The organism is Streptomyces achromogenes subsp. achromogenes, assembly GCF_000720835.1.
Lineage (GTDB): Bacteria > Actinomycetota > Actinomycetes > Streptomycetales > Streptomycetaceae > Streptomyces > Streptomyces achromogenes.
Genome location: NZ_JODT01000021.1, coordinates 75703 through 95616, shown reverse-complemented (window position 1 = coordinate 95616; position 19914 = coordinate 75703). Strand labels below are relative to the sequence as shown.

The 19914-nt window shown below is 73.6% G+C and carries 19 protein-coding genes and 1 pseudogene; 9 read left to right on the top strand and 11 right to left on the bottom strand.

What is annotated here, in order from left to right; genetic code table 11:
• Positions 1–114 precede the first annotated feature (114 nt).
• From IH25_RS0122305 to IH25_RS0122295, 3 genes are all read right to left on the bottom strand, one after another.
• The gene (locus IH25_RS0122305; RefSeq protein WP_245172852.1) at positions 115–1734 is read right to left on the bottom strand and encodes an amino acid ABC transporter substrate-binding protein; all 1620 of its coding nucleotides are present in this window, start codon (positions 1732–1734) and stop codon (positions 115–117) included.
• 5 nt (positions 1735–1739) lie between these two features.
• Positions 1740–3908 carry a hypothetical protein gene (locus tag IH25_RS0122300; RefSeq protein ID WP_030613276.1) on the bottom strand — a complete coding sequence of 723 codons (2169 nt, stop codon included), beginning with the start codon at positions 3906–3908 and terminating at the stop codon, positions 1740–1742.
• 246 nt (positions 3909–4154) lie between these two features.
• Complete coding sequence (locus IH25_RS0122295; protein WP_030613272.1) at positions 4155–5426, bottom strand: FAD-dependent oxidoreductase; 1272 nt, start codon at positions 5424–5426, stop codon at positions 4155–4157.
• Between the two features lie 157 nt (positions 5427–5583).
• Between IH25_RS0122295 and IH25_RS0122290 the strand changes: the two genes are divergently transcribed.
• A complete protein-coding gene (locus IH25_RS0122290) occupies positions 5584–6075 on the top strand; it encodes a DUF1360 domain-containing protein (RefSeq protein ID WP_030613269.1) in 492 nt (163 codons plus the stop codon).
• Positions 6076–6124: 49 nt separating this feature from the next.
• Here IH25_RS0122290 and IH25_RS0122285 read toward each other — a convergent pair whose 3' ends face one another.
• The gene (locus IH25_RS0122285; RefSeq protein WP_394298443.1) at positions 6125–6868 is read right to left on the bottom strand and encodes an MgtC/SapB family protein; all 744 of its coding nucleotides are present in this window, start codon (positions 6866–6868) and stop codon (positions 6125–6127) included.
• Positions 6869–7050: 182 nt separating this feature from the next.
• On the opposite strand from IH25_RS0122285, the gene IH25_RS0122280 reads away from it, so the two are divergent.
• The 4 genes from IH25_RS0122280 (at position 7051) to IH25_RS0122260 (ending at position 11142) form a co-directional block, all read left to right on the top strand.
• Positions 7051–7485, top strand: a complete 435-nt coding sequence (locus tag IH25_RS0122280) for a DUF2267 domain-containing protein (protein WP_030613263.1) — start codon at positions 7051–7053, stop codon at positions 7483–7485.
• A gap of 266 nt (positions 7486–7751) precedes the next feature.
• Complete coding sequence (locus IH25_RS0122275) at positions 7752–8264, top strand: ANTAR domain-containing protein (protein ID WP_051754078.1); 513 nt, start codon at positions 7752–7754, stop codon at positions 8262–8264.
• 170 nt (positions 8265–8434) lie between these two features.
• Positions 8435–9613 carry an AI-2E family transporter gene (locus IH25_RS0122270; protein WP_030613259.1) on the top strand — a complete coding sequence of 393 codons (1179 nt, stop codon included), beginning with the start codon at positions 8435–8437 and terminating at the stop codon, positions 9611–9613.
• Positions 9614–9996: 383 nt separating this feature from the next.
• Entirely contained in the window at positions 9997–11142 is a 1146-nt protein-coding gene (locus tag IH25_RS0122260; protein ID WP_394298442.1) for an FUSC family protein, read from the top strand.
• A 26-nt stretch (positions 11143–11168) separates the two neighbouring features.
• On the opposite strand, the gene IH25_RS0122255 is transcribed toward IH25_RS0122260, so the two are convergent.
• Positions 11169–11411 (bottom strand): DUF5133 domain-containing protein, encoded by a 243-nt coding sequence (locus IH25_RS0122255; protein ID WP_030613255.1) that lies wholly within the window; start codon positions 11409–11411, stop codon positions 11169–11171.
• 34 nt (positions 11412–11445) lie between these two features.
• Positions 11446–11829 (bottom strand): STAS domain-containing protein, encoded by a 384-nt coding sequence (locus tag IH25_RS0122250; RefSeq protein WP_387873142.1) that lies wholly within the window; start codon positions 11827–11829, stop codon positions 11446–11448.
• 105 nt (positions 11830–11934) lie between these two features.
• Between IH25_RS0122250 and IH25_RS0122245 the strand changes: the two genes are divergently transcribed.
• Positions 11935–12297 carry a helix-turn-helix transcriptional regulator gene (locus tag IH25_RS0122245; protein WP_078844366.1) on the top strand — a complete coding sequence of 121 codons (363 nt, stop codon included), beginning with the start codon at positions 11935–11937 and terminating at the stop codon, positions 12295–12297.
• 40 nt (positions 12298–12337) lie between these two features.
• Here IH25_RS0122245 and IH25_RS37675 read toward each other — a convergent pair.
• Positions 12338–13464, bottom strand: a pseudogene (locus IH25_RS37675) (cobalamin B12-binding domain-containing protein).
• Entirely contained in the window at positions 13461–15032 is a 1572-nt protein-coding gene (locus IH25_RS0122235) for a PP2C family protein-serine/threonine phosphatase (RefSeq protein ID WP_245172851.1), read from the bottom strand. Before IH25_RS0122235 ends, IH25_RS37675 begins: the two are co-directional and overlap by 4 nt.
• Positions 15033–15311: 279 nt before the next feature.
• Between IH25_RS0122235 and IH25_RS0122230 the strand changes: the two genes are divergently transcribed.
• Together IH25_RS0122230 and IH25_RS41265 are read left to right on the top strand one after the other, a co-directional pair.
• Positions 15312–15854 (top strand): hypothetical protein, encoded by a 543-nt coding sequence (locus tag IH25_RS0122230; protein ID WP_030613244.1) that lies wholly within the window; start codon positions 15312–15314, stop codon positions 15852–15854.
• On the top strand, positions 15851–16024 hold the full coding sequence (locus tag IH25_RS41265) for a hypothetical protein (RefSeq protein WP_157846998.1): 174 nt from the start codon (positions 15851–15853) through the stop codon (positions 16022–16024). The genes IH25_RS0122230 and IH25_RS41265 overlap by 4 nt, the downstream gene beginning before the upstream one ends.
• 88 nt (positions 16025–16112) lie before the next feature.
• Here the strand turns inward: IH25_RS41265 and IH25_RS0122220 are convergent, their stop codons facing one another.
• Together IH25_RS0122220 and IH25_RS0122215 are read right to left on the bottom strand one after the other, a co-directional pair.
• Positions 16113–17315, bottom strand: coding sequence for a PP2C family protein-serine/threonine phosphatase (locus IH25_RS0122220; protein ID WP_037655406.1), 1203 nt, complete (start codon positions 17313–17315; stop codon positions 16113–16115).
• Between the two features lie 256 nt (positions 17316–17571).
• A complete protein-coding gene (locus tag IH25_RS0122215) occupies positions 17572–18399 on the bottom strand; it encodes an alpha/beta fold hydrolase (protein ID WP_030613237.1) in 828 nt (275 codons plus the stop codon).
• Between the two features lie 57 nt (positions 18400–18456).
• Here IH25_RS0122215 and IH25_RS0122210 point away from each other — a divergent pair, with 57 nt between their 5' ends.
• Positions 18457–18957, top strand: coding sequence for a MarR family winged helix-turn-helix transcriptional regulator (locus IH25_RS0122210; RefSeq protein WP_030613235.1), 501 nt, complete (start codon positions 18457–18459; stop codon positions 18955–18957).
• 41 nt (positions 18958–18998) lie between these two features.
• Here the strand turns inward: IH25_RS0122210 and IH25_RS0122205 are convergent, their stop codons facing one another.
• A complete protein-coding gene (locus IH25_RS0122205; protein ID WP_030613232.1) occupies positions 18999–19847 on the bottom strand; it encodes a lysozyme in 849 nt (282 codons plus the stop codon).
• Between the last annotated feature and the right edge of the window lie 67 nt (positions 19848–19914).

Sequence of the window (19914 nt, the reverse complement as noted above, 5' to 3'; positions counted from 1 at the left end):
AGGTGAGGGGTACAGGGGCTCCACGCCACGGTAGCCGGGCGCCCGGCACGGCCGGGAGGGGGTGCGAACCAGGTCATATGTGAGGTGACGCACGCCCCGCGCCGGGCCGCGGGGTCAGGGGGTGCGGCTGGGGATGACGCAGTTCTTCGGCTGGGGGGCGCCGGTGGGCCAGCCCAGGCCGACGTACTTGAGCGTGCCCTCGCCCGCGCGGCCCGGGTCCAGTTCGACCACCGCCACCGGCTTGTCGTACGGGTTGCCGCCGCCGGTCAGGCAGATCAGGCCGCTGGTGCCCGCCACCCGGTGCTGGGCCTTCAGCTGGCGCCACTCCCCGCCGACGTCCTCCAGGCCGGGCACCTTGTCGGCGGGGCCGCTCTGCACCAGGTGCAGCGCGGTGTCGATGGTGACCATGCCGTCGTACACGAGCATCGTGCGGGAGTCGTCCAGGCTGGGCGGGGCGCCGAGGTCGGTCCCGTCGCGCCGGACGGTTTCGATCAGGTCCTGCAGGCGGTCCAGGGCCTTGCTGGGCTCCGCGAGGTACTGGGGCAGGTCCTCCTTGGCGGGCTCCCGGCCGTGGCTCTTGCGCCACTGCTTCCGCCAGGCGGTCAGCTCGGTCTCCCAGGCCGCGGGGTGCGCGGGGGCGGCGTACTGCACCGTCACCCTGGCCTCGCCGTCCGTGCCGCGCAGCTTCTGCCAGTCGTCCGCGCTCATGTACTGCCGCAGCGAGGCGGCGTCGGAGCCGCTGATGATGGTGTAGTGCCGTTTCACGCAGCCGACCTCGGCGAGCTTGAGCGCGAAGAGCCGCAGGTGCAGGGTGCGTCCCGCGAAGTAGACGGTGTCGGCCTCGGAGCTGCAGATGTTGTTGGCGATCTGGGTGAACTGGTTGCCGGTGGAGCCCGCCTCGTCGATCGCCGGGGAGGTGAAGGACATCTCGGCGGGGCCGGCCGGGCCCTTCTCCTCGATGCTGTCGAACGCCTTCGCCAGCGACTCGTTGTAGCTGTCCTGACGGGTGTCGTGGACCAGCACGGTCCTGCGGTCCTCCCGGTCCTGTCCCCCGGTGAAGGCGGCCAGCGCCCGGGCCACCTCCAGGTTGGTGGGGATGATCCGGGCGAGGCCGGGGAACTTCGGCTTCGCCACCGCGTCCAGGCCCTCCTCGTTCGCGATCCCGTCGCCGGTGATCCGGGAGGCGAGCACGGGGACCCGGTGCGCGGTCAGGCGGCGGACGGCCTCGGTCGTGGCGTGGAGGCTGAGGTTGAAGCCGGTGACGGCGCGCAGCCGGTCCTCGGGCGAGCGGGCCATGCGCAGCAGGGTGTCCACGACCGCCGCCTGGTGCCCGTACTCCCGGCCGGGATTGGCCAGCACCAGCCGTATCTTCGGCGGTTCGCCCTCGTCCCCGTTGGCCTGCACCTGTCCCAGGTAAGCCCCTTGGAGGTCGCTGCGTATCTGCCGGCGCAGCGCCTCGCTGCCGGACTGGAGCGGCAGCATCACCGCCACCGTCACATGGGGGTCCTTCTCGATCCTGTCGTTCTCCTGCGCGATAGCCCGGGCGACGCCGCTGATCTCCGGGGTGCCGAAGTCGTAGCCCTCGCCGTTGACGCCGACGCACTCGTCACCGATCCGTTCGACGCCCTCGGCGCAGGTGTCCGGCCGGTGGAGGAAGGTCCAGCCGAACAGGCCCCCTGCCACCAGGGCCGCCGTGACCAGCAGGGCGTAAAGGATCTTCTTCCACCTGGGCATCCGCGTCATCTCCTTCGGCCGAGCTGATCGGTGCAGGTGCAGCGCAGCAGCGGCTGGTCGTTCTCCGCCAGCCCGCTCCACTCGGTGGCGGTCCGGCCCAGCTGCCCGGCGCCCTCGAACTCCATGATCGACAGCAGGTCCAGCAGTTTGGCCAGCGTGCGGGCGGTCTCCCGGCCCGTGGGCCTGGTCCGCTCCTCGCACAGCCAGACCGCGTGCAGCAGTTGGTCGACCGTGCGGCGCAACGCCGGTCCGTCCACCGGGACCAGCCCCTGGGCCCGCTCCCGGCGGGTGTCCGCGCCCGACGGGTACGGCGCCTGGGCGATCTCCAGCAGCTCCGCGCACCACTGGCGGGGGCGGCCGGGCAGCGTGCCGGCCAGATGGCGGACCACGTCGTCGACCCCGCCGGAGACCAGGTGGTGGTTCATCCGGTGCGCCGTGACCGAGTGGAAGGCGGCCCCGCTCGGCGCCGCCTCGTCCGCCGCGCGTCCGGTGTAGTGGTCGCGCAGCACGTGGTGGTCGGCGTACCAGGCGGCGCCGTCGGGGCGTAACGCGTACAGCCGGTGCACCAGCAGCTGGCGCAGGCCGAAGTCCCCGATGAAGTGCCGTTCGCAGGCGGGCCATCCGGTGTCGGTGAGCAGTTGTTCCACGTGATGGGCGGTCAGCCGGTGGACGCGGCCGCGCTGGTGGTGGCGCAGCAGGACGTCCGCGCACTCGGTGTCGTGCGCCACCGACAGATGGGTGAGCAGGTCGAGCCAGTCGTCGTGGTGCTCGGCCGGCAGCCGCACCGGGAGCTGGTCCAGCACCAGTTCGCGCAGCAGCACCTCGGCCACGGGCCGCTCGGCCGGGCCGTCGCCCGCGACGTTCAGCGGGGCGTCCAGGATGGCCCGGTCGTTGGCGTCCGCCGGCATGCGGAAGGCGGCGGCGGCCTCGGCCAGCCGGATCACCGTGTGCGGGCGTCCGCCGCTCAGCCGTGCCACGGCGGCGTCGATACGGCGGCGGTTGGTGCCGCCCTCCGGCTCGGCGCGCCGCTGCCTGCGCTCGGTCTCCCGGCGCAGCTGGTCGCCGGTGAGCAGGGGCATCCGCAGCAGCAGGGCCCCGTCGGCGAGCGGTGCCCGGCCCGCCGTGGTGTCGGTGCGCCGGGACCATGCGGGCGGGGCGCCGTCGGCCGGCCGGAACTCCGCCGGGGCCGGTACCCCCCGGGGCGGCAGACCCTCGTACAGGAAGGCGCCGCCGTCGGCGCGGCGCGCGGTGCCGACGATCACCACCCGGTCGCGCTGCCCGTCGCGGCGGTCGGTCAGCACGGCGCGCAGCAGTCGCTCGCCCAGCGGTGACTCGGCGCGGTCCAGCAGCACCGCGGGGCGGCCGACCCGGCGCAGCCAGCCAACCGCGCCCGTGTAGCCGGCCTCCAAGTCCTCGCGCAGCGCCTGGAAGAGGAAGCGCTCGGCCACCTCCCGTCCCTCGCCGCCGGCCCTGAAGTCGGCGGCGAGGTCGCGCAGGCCGTGCTCGGGCTGGCCGGCCGCGCCGGGGTAGGCGCCGTAGACGCGGGCCATCTCCGCCTTGCCGCGCGGTGCCAGGCCGGAGACGAGGGCGTCCACGAGCGCGGTGCTCACCGCGGCGGAGTACGGGTCGAGGGCCTGTCCGGACAAGGTGGTCAGCAGGTTCCGGATGGCACCGAGGAGGGCACCGCGCCAGAAGTCGCCGGTGCCCAGGCCGCGGAAGCGCTGCCGCTGGGGTAACTCCGCGTACCGTTCGACCTCCGCCGCGACCGCCTCGGGGGTGCCGTCCGCGACGCCGGTCGCGATCATCGCGAGGCCCGCGAAGAGCCGGGGGAAGGTGAAGGAGCCGCCCGTGCCCTGCCAGGTGGACAGCCGGCGGGCGGCCTCGACCAGGACCTCGGTGGCCGCCGAGCGGGCGCCGGGCTCCGGCTCGGCCCGGTCGGCGTAGACCGGTGAGCCGCAGTCCAGATAGATCACCGGCAGCTTGGTGGCGAAACGGTCCCGTACGGCGCGCAGCAGCCGTCCCTTGCCCATGCCCGGGCCCCCGGTGAGCAGCACGACCGGGATATCGGGACCGTACAGCGGTTCACGGCCGGCACCCGAGGGTGACCGCCCGAGCATGCGCGCGAAGAAGCCCTCCTCGCCGAGGAGCCTCTCGAACCCCAGGTCATCACACACGAATCCCTCTGGCTGCTCTCCCGCCCGGGAGCGGGTGATCGTTGTGGCGGAAGGAGATTAGTGGAACACGGAGCCATCTGTTCCGACAACGGTGGTTACCCGAAAGATAGATGGTGAGGTTCTGGGCCCAACTACGGTGAAAAATGGGCTGGTTGGTGCGCGCGGGGCCGGTGGTGCTGATGATGCGTCAGTTCACTCCTGGTCCCCCCGGACGGCACCGCGTCCTGGTGGCCGAGCGGTGGGCCGCTACGGGGTGACGGGGCGCTCTCCGGCCGGTGGCCGGTGGCGGGTCGCCGTGACCGGGGGGCGTTCGCGGCGGGCGCCGTAGGCGAGGAAGTACGCGGGGAGGCGGCGCAGCCAGGGCGCCGCGGTGATCAGGGCCGCGACGCGCCGGGCCCGCTCCGCGCCGCCCAGGGGCGGGTCGCCCCGCAGGACCGGTGCGATGACGCGGGCGTGGGCGGCGCGCTGGAGCGCCTGCGTGGCGACCGTGGTGGGGCGGCGACGGCGCTGCACGGCGCGTACGTCGCGCGGCCGCACCCTGCCCTGCCGCAACGGCCCGGCCAGGTGACGGGCGGCGGCGACGGCGTCCTGTACGGCGAGGTTGATGCCGATGCCGAACACCGGGGACATGGCGTGCGCCGCGTCGCCGATGCACAGCAGGCCGGGCCGGTGCCAGCGGCGCAGCCGGTCCAGGTGGACGTCGAGCAGCTTGACGTCGTCCCAGGATCCGAGGGCCTGGGCACGATCGGCGAGCCAGGGGGCGGCGGCGGTGCAATCGGCCCGGAAGCGGTCGAGGCCGGCGGCGCGGCGCTCGGCGTCGGTGCCCTTGGGGATGAGTGCCGCGCACTGCCAGTAGTCACCGCGGTCGATCATCGCGGTCAGCAGGCCGTCGCCGGTGCCGCCGACGAGCCCGGACGGGTCGCCGTCGCGCCGCGGCAGCCGGAACCACCAGGCGTCCATGGGGCAGGCGAAGCGGCGCAGCCGCAGTTCCGGCCGGGCACGCGCCAGCGATCCGCGGCCGTCGCAGGCGACGGTGAGGACGGCGCGCAATGTGCCGGTGCCGCCGTCGGCGGTGCGGTAGCGCACTCCGGTGACCCGCCCGGACTCGACGAGGAACCCGGTCGCCTCGGTGTTCATCCGCAGCTCGAAGGACGGTTCGCGCCGGGCCTCCTCGGCCAGCAGGTCCAGCAGGTCCCACTGGGGCACCATCGCCACGTAGTCGTAGGGACCGCGCAGGACCGAGAGGTCGGCGACCGTGAGCGGCGCGCGGCCGGGCCCCACCGGCAGCTGGACGGTGCGGACCCTGCGCTGCGGCAGCCGGGCGAAGCGCTCGGCCAGGCCCAGCTCGTCCAGCAGGGCCAGGGTCGACGGGTGGACCGTGTCGCCGCGGAAGTCGCGCAGGAAGTCGGCGTGTTTCTCCAGCACCGTCACCCGGACCCCGGCGCGGGCCAGCAGCAGTCCGAGCACCATGCCCGCGGGGCCGCCGCCCACGACACAGCATGCGGTCTTGTCGTCCATCACCGCGCCGCCCTTCTCAGGAGCCGTTATTCATCACGTGATGAATAATAGGTCCTTCCGGCCGCCGTCACAAGGCCGCGTGTCGCCACCGGCGAGGGGGGCACTCGTCCCGCGCCCGGTACGGGGCCGGGACGCCGACGGGGATCTGGGAGGTCTCATGACGACGGACGCCGCACGCTACGACGACGGGGACGACCTGCCGCTGGGCGGGTACGCCACCCTTGCCTCCGTCTTCGCGGCGGGGATCGGCTCCTTCGCCCTGGTGGCCCGGCGCCGGGGGGTACGGCTGCCGCAGGAGGTGCCGCCCTGGGACGTGCTGCTGATGGGCACGGCGGCGTACAAGGCGTCCCGGGTGGTGACCAGGGACAAGATCACCAGCTTCATCCGGGTGCCGTTCACCCGCCGCGCCGACGAGGGCGAGGCCAGCGAGGTGATGGACGAGCCGAGGGGCAACGGGCTCCGGCGGGCCGTCGGCGACCTGGTCTCCTGCCCGTTCTGCACCGCGGCCTGGGCCGCCGGCGCGCTGGTGTGCTCCTACGCCGCGTCGCCCCGGCTCACCCGGCTGGTCGGCGCCGGGTTCGCCGCGCTGACGGTGTCGGACTGGCTCCAGTACGCCTGGACGGCGACCCAGCAGTCGGTCGACGGCTGAGGGACTGAAGGGCTGAGCGGTGAACCACCGCGCAGGACCGGGCGGGCGGTCATTCCTCCTCCGTCGCGGCGGACAGCTCCCCGTCCAGCACGCCGTCGTCCCGGAACAGCTCCGACGCCAGGCCGTTGGGATCCCCGGTGCCCTCCAGTCGCAGCAGCACCCGCGCGGCGTCCTCGGTACGGCCGGGCAGCCGTTCCACCTTGACCTGCACGATCCGGAAGCCGCGCCGGGTGCATGTCTGCAACAGGCGGGGCAGCAGCGCCGTCCCGGTCCGGTAGGTCAGGCGCGCCTCGAACGCGGTGGCGGCCCGGCCGGGGACCAGCCGGGACGACAGCAGCGGGAAACCCCGGACCACCAGGAAGTGCAGGGCCGTCACGGCCAGCGCGAGCACGGGCAGTCCGCCACCGCAGGCCATGCCGACCGCGCAGGTCAGCCAGATGGTGGCGGCCGTGGTCAGGCCCCGTACGGCGTCCCGTCGTACGAAGATCAGGCCGCCGCCGATGAAGCCGATCCCGGAGACGATCTGCGCCGCGACCCGTGAGGGGTCGAAGGACACGTCCTGCAGGCCGAGCACCGCGTTGAAGCCGTGCTGGGAGACCTCCATCATCAGGGCGCTCGCGATGCCGACCAGGGTGTGGGTGCGCAGCCCCGCGCTCTTCTGCTGGGCCTCGCGCTCCCAGCCGATCAGGCTCGACAGCAGCAGGGCGAGCCCCAGTTCGGTCAGCTGCCGCAGCCCCTGTCCGCTGTGCAGGTCCCACAGGGGCGCCGCCAGTCCCGCAGCCGTCACGCACACCTCCTGCCTCTGCTGTCGCGTGTGCCCCGCTGCCGACACGTACCCCGCGTCGGGTGGCCGACGCAACCGGGACGGCGGCCCGGTCGCCGGTGACCCGGGGCGGCCACGGGGTACCCGGGCGCATGGGCGTCACGCCCGCGGGACGGGCGTACGGAGCGCATCGTGCGGAAGGGACCGGTCTCATGCGGCACGACGAGATGATCGGCAAGGTGCAGGCGCTGGCCCAGTTGCCGGACCGGGGTACGGCCGAGCGGGCCACGCACGCGGTCGTGAGCACGCTGGCGGAACGGCTTCCGTCCGGGCTCGCCCGGCATGTGGCCGCCCAGCTGCCGCCGGATCTGGCGGCGGCCATGCGGGAGGCGGCCGACGCCTCCGCCGGGCGGGACTCCGGGGCCGCGGGCGAGCGGTTCGGGCTGACCACCTTCACCGGACGGGTCGCGGTCCGGGTCGGCACCGACGAGGACAGGGCGCTGCGGGACGCCGCCGCGGTGCTGGAGGTGCTGGACGCCGCGCTCGCCCCCGAGCTGACCGAGCGGATGGCGGGCGCGCTGCCCGCGGACATCCGGGAGCTGCTGCCGGTGGCCCGCGCGACCCAGGACATGGGGCGGTTCCGCTGACCCCGTCGGCCCTCGCGGAACCGGACGGCGACACCGACGACCTCGCGGAACCGGACGGTGGCGCGGACGCGCGCGCGGGGCCGGCGGGCCCGTACCGGCGCGCGGTACAGCGCACGTACTCCCCTCGCACCCCACGCCCCCGGTGTACCGCCCCCCGTGGCGCGCTCCCACGTGACGGCGGTGCGTGAGACTGATTCAATTCGTGTGCAGGCGCCCGCTGGGGGCAGGCGTAGGCCGTGACGCCCCCCACCCCGAAAAGGTGCTCCATGGCCTTCTTCGCCCTCTCCCGGATCCAGCCCCTGGCCCTGCTCTCGGCGACCGACCTGGCAGCGGGGTACGACCGGCTGCTGGAGGAGAACCGGCACCTGCGGCGCGCCGTGACCTCGCACGCGGTGATCGACCAGGCCATCGGCGCCGTCGTGGTCCTCGGACAGATCGCCCCGGAGGAGGCCTGGCGTGCGCTGCGGGATGTCTCCCAGCGCACGAACGTCAAGCTGCGCACGGTGGCCGAGCACGTCCTCGGCTACGTCCAGGGCGGCACCCTTCCCGAGCCCGAGCGGCTCGAACTGGCGAAGGCGATCGTCCGCTACCGCCGGTGCGGCGGGCGGCCCGCGCCGCTGGGTGACGACCTGCCCGCGCCCGCCGCCCCGGGGGGAGCCGCCACGCCCGCCCATGGCGCCGGGGAAAACAACGGTGCCCCGGCACCCACCGCTCATCGCCCGGGTCCGGCCCGGCCGGCATCGGCCGGGGAACGGGGCACAGCGAAGCCGACACGGTGACCACCGGCGACTCCGCCACCCCGCCGGCGCCCCGCCGGATGACCTGATCCCCGTACGGCCCCGCCCCGGGCGGGGTACGGCCACCCGCGCGCCCGGCGCGCCGCCCGCGCCCGGTGTGCTTACGGTGCTGTGGGGGTGACCGGCCGTCAGGCGGAGAGGAGGCGGCAGCAGTGGTGGGTGACGCGCGCCGGCCCGGGAGCGGGCGGACCGGCAGGGCCCGGGGCACGGTCCTGGGCAGCCGGCCTGCGTACTCCGTGCGGCTGCCGGTCCCGCCCCGGCCGGAGCCCGCGGCGGCCCCGGTGCGGGCGGCGGAGCGGACGGTGCCCTGGCTGCGGGTGGCCGCGGCGTACGCCTGGCGGCTGATCCTGGTCGGGATCGCCGTCTACGGCGTGTTCAGCCTCCTCGGCAGCTTCCAGCTGGTCGCCGTGGCGCTGTTCGTCGCGCTGGTGGTGACGTCCGTGCTGCGCCCGCCGACCGATCTGCTCGCCCGGTTCCTGCCCCGGCCGCTGTGCGTGGCCGTGACGCTGGTGGGCAGTCTGGTGCTGCTGCTGGGCCTGCTCGCGCTGGTGGGCAGCGCGGTGGCGGACGAGTCGGGGCGGCTGGCGGACGAGTTCCGCGGCGGGGTGGAGCGCATCGAGGAGTGGCTACGCCGGCCGCCGTTCCGGCTGGGGCCGGGCGCGCTGTCCCGGCTGCAGCAGCAGGTGACGCATTACGTGGCCACGCACCGGTCGGCGCTGATCGGCAGCGCGGTCGGCGAGCTGGGCCGGGTGGTGGAGCTGGCCACCGGCGCGGCGCTGGCGCTGTTCGCGTCGGTGTTCTTCCTGCACTCCGGGGAGCGCCTGTGGGCCTGGGCGCGGGACCGGCTGCTGCCGAGCGGCGCCCGGCCGGTGTGGGACCGGGCGGGCGGGGCGGCCTGGCGGACCTTCGCGGGGTACACGCGGGGCATCATCATCGTGGCCGCCACCAACGCCGTGCTGGTGGGCGTGGTGCTGCTGGTGCTGGAGGTGCCGCTGGCACTGCCGCTGACGCTGTTGGAGTTCTTCGCCGCGTTCGTGCCGCTGGTGGGCTCCCCGGTGGCGCTCGGGGTGGCCACGGTGGTCGCCCTGGCCGGGCGGGGGCCGCTGACGGCGGCGGGGGTGCTGGTGCTCATCGTGGTGATCGGCCAGTTGGAGGGGCATGTGCTGCACCCCCTGGTGATGAGCTGGGCGGTGCGGCTGCATCCGCTGGTCGTGGCCGTGTCGGTGATCGCGGGCAGCATCGTCGCGGGGGTGATCGGCGCGGTGGTGGCGGTGCCGCTGGTGTCGGTGGTGTGGGCGGTGCTGAACGCGCTGCGGGCGGTGCCGCCCTGAGCCGTCGGCCGACCCGAACAAGGGATCAGTTGTTCCCTGGAACAGGTGATCGTCGCTCGTATGACCGCCGTGGCCGGTGTGCCGGGACGAGACTCGTGGTGTGCGAACGGACGGGCTGCAGACCGGAGTTCACACATGTCCCACTCGGAAACACCGCAAGGAGCAGCACGACATGAACCTTCTCACCGACATCCTCGCCGGCCTCGCCCACTTCCTCGGGTGGCTGATCTGACGCCGCGAGACGTGTGAGGAAGGCGGCGCCGTCTCCCCGTCCCAGGGAGGCGGCGCCGCCGTCGTGTGCGCGGCCACAGGGAGACGCCGTCGCGGGACCTTCCTCGTATGCGTGGGCATGGAAGGGCGCGAGAAGTGGCACCCGGGCCCGCGTGCATGGGATACGACTGACCTGGCAGGCCCTGTGGCGCGATCTGTCGGCCGCGGCGGGCGCGGCGCGGCGGGCCTGTGCGGAGCCCGGACGGGAACGGGACCTGGCCGTGCAGGCCGTGAAGGCGGCGCTGGCCGCATGGGTGGCCTGGGCGGTGGCGGGCTGGTGGCTGAAGGCACCGGTGGCGTTCGTCGCGCCGTGGGTCGCGGTGGTGCTGGTGGAGTCGACCGTGTACCGGTCGATCGCGCACGGGCTGCAACAGCTCGCGGCGATCGCGGCCGGCACGATCGCGGCCACGGCGGTCGGGCTGCTGCTGCCCAGCCCGGTGGCCGCGATGGCGGTGGTCCTGCCGCTGGCGATGCTGCTGGGGCAGTGGCGGCGCCTGGGCAGCCAGGGGGTGTACGCGGCCACCGGCGCCCTGTTCGTGCTGACAGGCGGACCGGTGTCCGTGACCACCTCCGCGGCCCGGCTCGCCGAGGCCCTGTTCGGGGCGGTGGTCGGCATCGCGGTCAACGCGCTGGTGCGCCCGCCGCTGTATCTGCGGGACACCCGGTCGGCGCTGCGGGACGCGGTGGCGGAGGCGCACGGCATCCTGCGGGACGTGGCGGACGGGCTGGCCGCGGGCCGCTGGGACACCGCGGAGGCCGGCGCCTGGCACGACCGTGCCCTGCGGCTGCCCCGGCTGGTGGAGCAGGCCCGCTCGGCGGTGGAGTGGAGCCGGGAGAGCCTGCGGGTCAACCCGCGCCGCCGCAGCGGTGCCGTACCGCCGCCCGGCAAGGGGTACGAGGACGCGCTGATGGTCCTGGACTACGCGGCCGTGCACACCGCCGAGGTGACCCGCACGGTGCTGGAGGCCGCCGCCGAGGACCGCTCGGCGCCCCGGCCGGACCCCGCCCTCGCCCGGCGGTACGGGCACTTCCTGTGCCGCACGGCCGACGCGCTGCGGCTCTACAGCCACAGCCGGTTCGGCGACGACCACGAGGACGAGCTGCGCGAGGCCGTGTCAGAGCTGCGCGACGCCCTCACCGTGCTGCGCCGGGACCTGGCCCGCGCCACGACCGACGATCCGGACGAGGTCGCCACCTACGGCGTGCTGCTGGCCCAGGCCCACCGACTGGCCGACCAGCTGCTCGCCTCGGGCACCTGAGGTTCCGCCTGTCCGGAACACCGGCTCTACGCGGCCAGTGCCTCGGTGTCCTGGGCGGATGGCGTACGGCCGGCGTGCTCCTCGAGCAGCGCGTCCGCCGCCGGCAGAGCCTGCTCGATGGTGCGGGCCCCGGTCATCACGCACAGGGCGTACGTGGCGTCTTCGAGAGCCCTGCTGGTGGAGCCGGTGGGGTGCACGTCGTGTTCGATGCGCGCCTGGGCGAACCGGGCCAGCGCCTCGCGCAGTTCCCTCTCCGTGGGAAGGATCATGGGGAAACCTCTTCCGGGTTGTATGGGGGGACGTCTAACAGGCGGCGGCCTCTTCCACCGTCGCCCGCACCTTCAAGAGCGTGTCCGTCCCCGTGATTTCCAGGAGCCGGCGCACCTGCCGCGTCGGCGCCGCCACGCGAAGGTCGGCCTCGTGGTGGGTGAGAATCAGCAGGTTCAGCAGCGAGGAGTCCCCGAAGACGATCCCGGACGCGTCCAGGACCACCTTTTGATGCTCCTTGGCCGCGGCGCCCAGAACCTCCGCCAAGCGCGTGATCGACTGCATGTCGCAGGAGCCGCGCGCGCTGACGACCCAGGCGCCGCGGCATTCGAACTCCGCCACCGCGACCTGGCCCGGGGTCCGAAGCGGCGTCACGCCCGCGCCGTCCGGGTGATCCGCGACCCCTTCATCCAGCAACACCTTCGGAGCCTCCTGAGTCTCCCCCGTATGAAACATGCTGGCGATTGCGCGAAAAGTATGTCATGCATCCGGTGTCAGGCAAAGCAGGTCAGTAGAATGCGGTGCATGGTTGAAGTGCCTGGATCTCACACCGGATGGACGTTCATCACCAACCATGCGCGTGTACTGGCGGCCATCGCCGACAACCCGAACATCCGCATCCGCGACATCGCCGCCCGCTGCCGGCTCACCGAGCGTGCCGTGCAGCGGATCATCTCCGACCTCGAGCAGGACGGTTACCTCTCCCACACCCGCGAGGGACGCGCCAACACCTACCGCATCGAACCGGACAAGGTCCTGCGCCACCCGGCGGAAGCGGGCCTGACCGTGGCGGCGCTGCTCTCCCTGCTCGTCCGGGACGAGACCGACCGCATGGGCGAACCCGGCGGCCGGCCCGCCCACCTGGCCGGCACCGGCCGTCCGAGCTAGCGGCGGAGCGGGACCGCGGCACCGCATGCGCTGCCGCCCGTCACCGGTGTGACCGTGGGAGGCCGGCAGGGGCGGTGAGCGCGTCACGGCCGGCGCCGAGGAGACGGCGGGCGCGGGGGAAGTCGCGCAGTTGTTCCTCCAGCAGGTCCAGGCCCGGCAGGAGGGAGCGGGCACGCCCCGGGCGGTGAGGACGTCCGCGGTCCAGGTCAGGAAGCCGGTGAAGAGGTCGGGGTCGTCCACGTACAGCGCGGCGGCGAGGAAGTCGACGATGTGGGCGATGTCCTCGGCGGTGCGTTCACGCTGGTCGTCGTCGTAGTGTGCCAGGGCGGGGAAGCGCCGCTCAAGACGCTGGAAGGTCTCGCGCACCAGGGGCCGGGACGACTGGGTGACCATGGTGTATTCCTGGTCGGCCAGGTGCGGCAGGTCGTCGGCCACCTGGTGGGGTGGCCTGGGCCCGGGCAGCGGGCCGGCGGCGAGCCGGTCGGCGGCCGTGCGGGCCTCGGGCGCCCAGGCTTCGGCGCCCAGCCGGCGGGCGTAGCGGCCGTCGGCGCCGAAGCCGCGACCGCCGACCATGACCGGTGTGCCGATGGCCTGGACGGCGGTGATCGCCGCGTGGGCCGCGGGCAGGCGGGTGGAGAGCGCCGCGGACAGGCACACGGCGTCCGCGCCGGTACGGTGGATCCGGCCGACCAGGTGGGCGGTGGGGACCTGGGCGCCGAGGTAGGCGACCTGCCAGCCGCGCAGCCGGAGCGTCTCGGCGAGCAGGCGTGCGGGCAGCGCGTGCCACTCCTTGTCCACGCAGGCGACGGTCACCTTGCCGCGGAAGGTGTCGGGGCGGCCGACGGGCAGCACGGCGAGGACGCGGTCGTTGATGGCGGTGGCGGCGTGCTCGTCGGCGACGCTCATGCGGTTGGCGGCCCACTCGGCACCCACCTTGTGCTGGACGGCGCCGATCACGTCCAGCAGGACCGTCTCCGCGTCCAGACCGGCCGCCAGGGCGTGGGTGACGACGTCGAGTGCCGCGTACTCGTCCGCCGCCCGGACGGCCGTCCAGAGCCTGTGCGCCCATTCTCCGGCCCGCTCATGGCCGGGCGCGGGGGCGGAACGGGTGCCGGTGCCGGGCCGGCCGGGCCCGCCGGGGAGACCGGGGGCGGGGGTGTTCGTCATGCCGTGAACCTGCCCGGCGCCGTGCCGTCCACCGCACCGAGGGGCGCACCCTGGGGGGCGGTGATGGCGAGGACGGCCATGTCGTCGTGGCCTCCGTCCCCGATCCATTCGTCGGCGAGCATCCGGACGCGTTCGACGACGGCCTGCGCGGGCATCCTGGCGCACCCCAGCAGGGCACGCCGCAGGCGTTCCTCCCCGAACATGGTGTCGCCCAGCGGGCCGCCCCTGGCCTCGGTGACGCCGTCGGTGTAGAGCAGGCAGGTCTCCCCCGGCGCGAGCCGCACCTCGGCGGTGCGGGTGGTGATCTCCGGCAGGACCCCGATCAGGGTGCCGCCGGTGTCGGCCTCCTGCACGGTGCCGTCGCGGCGCAGGACCAGCGGCGGGGGGTGGCCGGCGGAGGTCAGGCGCAGGACCACGTCGCGCTCCTCGCGGCGGGCGGACGCCAGGACGAGGGTCACGAAGCGGGTGGAGTGGGCGTTGCGCAGGGCACTGTTCAGCCCCCGCAGTATCTGGTCGTGATCATGCCCCAGCGGAAGCAGCGCTTGCAGCGTGTTGCGGATCTTGCCGGTGAGAACCGCCGCCTCCAGGCCCTTGCCGGCCACGTCGCCGAGCACGGCCAGGGACTCCGGGCAGTCCTCGTCCGCCGGGTGGACGTCGTAGAAGTCTCCGCCGACGCGGTCGGTGTCGACGCTGGCGCGGTAGCCGCCGGCGAACTCCACTCCTTCCACCTGCCGCAGCGTGGGCGGCAGCAGGTCGCGCATGAGGGTGTCGGTGATCGCGTTCTGCTCGGCGTACAGGCGCGCGGCGGACATCGCCGCGCCGGCCCTGGCGGCGAACAGTCCGGCGAAAGCCTCCTCGGACGCGCTGAACTCGGACTGCGGCGCCCGGCGCAGCAGTACCAGCGCGCCGGCCGGTACGCCGTGGCCGGGAAGCGGGGTGATCGCCAGCGAGCCGACCTCGCCGAAGCCTTCGGGCACCATCCAGGTCGCGGCGGCGGGGTCTATCCAGCGCGAGGGCACCGGCGGAAAGCCCCGCAGCGCCTCCGGCAGACCGGGCACGCTCTGCACGGCACCGGAGACGGTGCCGTGGGCCAGGCGTCCGTGCTGGTCGCACGTGACCACCGGCAGCTTCTTCGCCGCGGTCGGCGCGATGACCAGTGCCGCGTCGGCCAGGTGCTCCGCGGCCAGCCGGGCGGTGACCTCCATGCACCGCTGCAGGTTCAGCGACGCGAGCAGGGCGCTGGACGCCTCGGTGAGGAACCGGGTGCGTTCGCGTTCGGCTCTCAGCTCTTCGACGGCCGACCGGTAGGAGGTCTCTTCCACCAGCCACCACACCGTGTCCCCGCCGGGAAGCACGGACGAGGACGCCGAGAAGAACCTTTCACCCACCGCGCCTCCGACCACGCCGGTGCCGGGGGTGCGGTGCGCGCCGGCCAGCCAGTCCGGCGACGACAGGGCCGCCCCGACGCGGGCGCCGGGCAGGAGAGTCCGGGCGGCGCCGTTCAGCTCCGCGACGTACCCGGCCGCGTCCATCACCACCACCGGATACGGAGCGGCAGCAGCGTTCATCGCGCTCGCGGTGCGAGCACGGAACCTGTCCGGGGACGCGGGCATGAGAAGGGCACCCTCCAAGGGTGAAGCCCTCAATCTGCCTTAAGGGCGGAACATAGTTGTGGGATGACAACGGTCGCGCATGCCCGGCCCTCGGTGCAACCCTGGGCCCGTGGCTCTGCTCACACCCGTCGAACAGCGCTTCTCGATCAGGGGCACGCACTCCGCGTCCGTCGGGTATAACGGACCCGGTCGACGACTCGTCCAACCGGACGTCGGTGAACCGGGGGAACTTGGGTGACATCTTCATCGGCGCAACCGGAAGCGGCCGGAGGCGAAAGCCCGGTTCCCCGAGCCCGGGCGGCGTCCGAGGCAGGCACCGGCGGCGGCGAGGCCGCCGACATCACGGCACGGCAGGCGGCGATCACCGAAGCCAAGACAAAGGCCAGGGCGAAGCTGGTCCATTGGGTCTGCCTGTCCGTGATCCTGGCTGTGTTGCCGACGATCGGCAACTCCTTCATCGCGTTCTTCCAGAACAAAACCCCGTCGCTGGCCGAAATGGCCGTGCGAGGCGACTTGTACGTGGTCTGCATGGGGTTGACCGGTACGGCGATCGGCCAGGCGGTGCTCCGCAAGAACCATCATCGCCACTATCTCGTGGCCTTTCTCACGATCTTCTCGGTTCTGCTGCTCATCCTTCTCGTGGTCCTGTCAGCCGCCAAGGACGCCCCCGGTGTGGATCGAGAACTCCTGGGCTACACCTCGCTGTGGTTTTTCGGCGGCACCGTCCTCATCACCGGAACGATCACATACCTCTGCGAGTTGGAGCTGCCGTCATGAGCTGGATCGATCGTCTGGCGACGTTCGGCGCTGCCGCCACCGGGATCGTCGGCCTCGTCGGTGCCATCGCGGCTTCGCGGATCGAGCGTGGCAACGAGCGGCCTCACAGCGCGTTCCTGAGCATGATCGCGGGATTGATCGCCACAGTGACGCGACGTCGCAAACCTTGACGGCTCGGTCGGTCCCGAGGGCGCTGACGCCCCCGGAGCCGTCCCGCGGGTTGCGCCGCCGGTCCGTGATCGCCGCCGCCCGCCGTGCCTAACCGATGAGGCCGGCCCCCGGCAGCGGTCCGCTCGGCTGCCACTCGAACATCAGGATCGTGGCGTCGTCGCGGAGCCGGCTGTCGTGGGAGTCCAGCAGCGAGTGGATGAGGCGCCGCAGCGTCTCCGGGGCGATCTCACCGGTGGCGCTGGCCCGGATGACGTAGTCCGCGAACCGTTCCAGGCCGAGCAGTCTGCCGTCGGCCGTCCGCGCCTCGGTGACGCCGTCGGTGTAGAGCAGCACCCGGTCCCCGGGCTGGAGCCGGGATTCGTGCACCTGCCGGTCCCGCGCGTGGAGCAGGGACCGCAGGCCCATGGGCGGGTCGGCCTCGCGGGAGAGCGCGTCGGCGATCAGCCGGTGGTCGCGGATCAGCAGCGGCGCGGGGTGGCCGCAGTTCACCCATTTCAGGACCCCGCTGCAGAAGTCGAGGCGGGCGAGGATACCGGTGCAGAACTGGTCCGGCAGCCACTGGCTGAGCGCCTCGTCGACGCCGTCCACCAGGGAGAGCAGGTCGGCGTCCACGCGCCGGGCGTTGCGGCAGGCGGCCAGGGCGACCGCGCTGGTCAGCCCGGAGAGCAGGTTGTGCCCCATGGCGTCCAGCACGACGGCGTGCAGGGTGTCGGTGGTCAGGGCGTGGTCGAAGGCGTCGCCGCCGAGGTCGTAGGCGGGTTCGAGGACGGCCGTGGAGACGACGTGGGGGTTGCCGATGGTGCGCGGGGGCAGGAAGGCGCGCAGCATCTCGGCGGGCAGGTGCATCGCCCGGGTGCGGGTCCGGCGTACGAAGGTCTCCTTGTACGCCCGTTTCGAGGTGGACATCATGGCGAGCAGGGCGGCCATCGCGCGGCCCTGGCGCAGCGACTCGGCGGTGAGCGTGTGGGTGTGGACGGCGAGGACGCCGAGCCGTTCGGCGCCGTCGAGCAGCGGGAACCACACGGTCATGCCGTCCCGCTCGGACTCCTCCACCCGCAGCGACTGGGTGCGGTAGCACCAGCCGGCGAGCGTGGCGTCGATGGGCAGGGACTCGGTGACGTCGGTGAGCGGCACGAGGTGCCGCTGCTGGATGTCGGCGAGGTAGACCACGGCGTGCCGCATGCCCAGCGCCTTCGCGCAGCGGCTGACGACGCTGGCCATGTCCAGGGTGCAGCTGGCGGGGTCGGCGAGGAACTCCTCCAGCGGGGACCCGCCCGGTTCCGCGGTCACCTCTGCATCACCACCCAGGCACGGTCGTCTTCCCAGCAGTCTCGCCCCGGGGACACGCGCCCCGCAGTGCCGGTACGCCCGCCCGGGTCAGACCGCACCCCGTCCGGGTACCCCGCCCGGGCGGGTCGGGCCGCTCCTTGCCCGGCTGTCCCACCGGAGGGGGCCGTACCCCGGCCCCTCCGCCCGGGTACGGCCCCCTCGGGTCACCCGCCCGCACCCCCGTGGCGGGCTCGGCGACCGCTCCCCCGCCTCCCGCTTACGGCAACCGCCGCAGGAAGGCGGAGAGTTCGGTGTTGTAGGCGTCCGGGTTCTCCATGTTCGGGTAGTGGGCGGCGCCCGGGACGGTGACGCCATGGCCGCCCGGGACGAGGTCCGCGAGCCGGGCGGCCATGGCCTGGTGGTCCGGGGAGTCCAGGGCGCCGTTGATGGTGATCAGCGGCACCTCGATGTCCGGCACGCGCTCCCAGGTCCGGGTGACCGGGACACGGTGGTCGGGTTCGCCGGGCGTGTGCTTGCGCAGGGTGGCCAGCCCCATCTCCCGTACCAGGCGCACCACTTCGGGGTCGACTTCGGACAGTTCCCGGTCCGGGCCCGCCGCCCACAGCGCGAACGCGTCCGCCCAGCCCTCCAGGTCGCCCGCCGCCAGGCTCGCCTGCTGGGCGGCGATGACCTCGAGCACCCAGGGGTGCCGGAAGACGGGTTCGCTGGTGCCGGCCCCGCTGATGACGAGCGCGCGGACCAGCTCGGGGTGCTCCAGCGCGCAGTCGGTCGCGATGCCGCCGCCCATGGACAGCCCGACGAGTACGGCGGGGGCGGCGTCGAGCCCGCGGAGCAGCGCGGCGAGGTCGTCGGCCTGCCGGAACGGCCGGGTGGCGTTGTCGGAGGCGCCGTGGCCGCGGGCGTCCCAGGCGATGACCCGGTGGGTCGGTGCGAAAGCCCTCAGCTGCGCCTCCCACATGCGGTGGTCGGTGAAGCCGCCGTGCAGCAGGACGAGGGGCGCACCGGAGCCGGTCTCGCGGTAGGCGAGGCGGCCGTCGGAGGTCGGCAGGTAGCGGACGGGAAGGAGTGCCGGATCGACAGTCATGACAACCAAGGTGTCATCTTTGGAGCGAGTTGGCAACCAAGGTGTCATCCTGTACGCATGAACGACGACCGCACCGCCCCCGCCGGGTCCCCCCGCTCCACCCGCTCCCCGCAGGACGAACTGGCCGAGCGCCTCACCGAGGTCTTCGACCTGGTCGGCCCGCTCTACCGTCGGGTGCACCGCAAGGTGGAGCAGGCGGCACCGGTCGAGGGGCTCTCGGTCGGCGTCCGCGCCGTCCTCGACCTGCTGCGTGCCCGGGGTCCGCTGACGGTCCCGCAGATGGGCCGGGCGCAGGCGCTCAGCCGCCAGTTCGTGCAGCGCATGGTGAACGACGCGGCACGGCAGGAGCTGGTGGAGAGCGTGCCCAACCCCGCGCACCGCCGGTCCTCGCTGATCCGGCTCACCGAGCGCGGCCGGGCGGCGATCGGCGCCGTACGGGCCCGCGAGCACGAGCTGCTGCGCCGGGTCGACGGCGACCTGACCATGGCCGACGTCGACGCCTGTCTGCGGGTGCTCGGCGCGATGCACGCCCTGTTCGACGACGTGGACGTGGACTGAACGCGACGACGCGGACGTGAACGGGACGCGGTGCCGACGGCTCAGCCGGTGGCGAACTCGCGCAGCTTGTCCTGGGAGCCGTTGAAGCGGTCGTGGTCGCCGACCGACGGGCCCGAGGAGGTGTACTGCCACATGGTGTACGAGGACCAGCCGGCCGGCAGCGTCCCCACCGTGGAGGCGTAGCGCGCGATCCACAGCGGGTTGGCCGGTCCGAAGCCGGCGTAGTTCCCGGTGCACTCGGACCACCAGCTGGTGGCCGTGTAGACGACCGCCGCCCGGCCGGTGCGGGACTTGTAGCGGTCGAGGAAGTCGCGGATCCAGGTGACCATGGCGCTCGCCGACTTGCCGTAGCAGGCGTCGCCGTACGGGTTCCACTCGATGTCGAGGACGCCCGGAAGGGTCTTGCCGTCGGCCGACCAGCCGCCGCCGTGCGCCAGGAAGTAGTCGGCCTGCGCGGCACCGCCGGCCGTGTCCGGGGTGGCGAAGTGGTAGGCGCCGCGGACCATGCCGGCGTCGAAGGAACCGTCGTACTGCTGGGTGAAGTAGGGGTTGGTGTAGTACGTCCCCTCGGTGGCCTTGGTGTACGCCCACCGGACGCCGCTGTCCCACAGCGACCGCCAGTCGACCTCCCCCTGGTGGCTGGAGACGTCGACGCCCTCGGTCTGGGTGGCGCGGGGGGCCGGGGGCGGGGCGTCCGAGGCACCGTCGTGGGCGAGGACGCCGATGCCCATGTAGGCGTTGCCACGGGTGATGGGGCCCCCGGTCGGATCCGGTGGGACCGGCGTGGCCGGCGCGGCCGGGGAGCTGGACAGGAACAGGAGGAGGACGGCCAGGGCGCCGGTGAGGCAGAGGCGGGGCCGGCCGCGGAGACGGTGTATGGAGGTTCGCACGCATCCATCTGACCCGGGGCGGGCACCCGCCGCACCCCGGGCTGCGCCGCGCGAAGCCGTTGTTCGT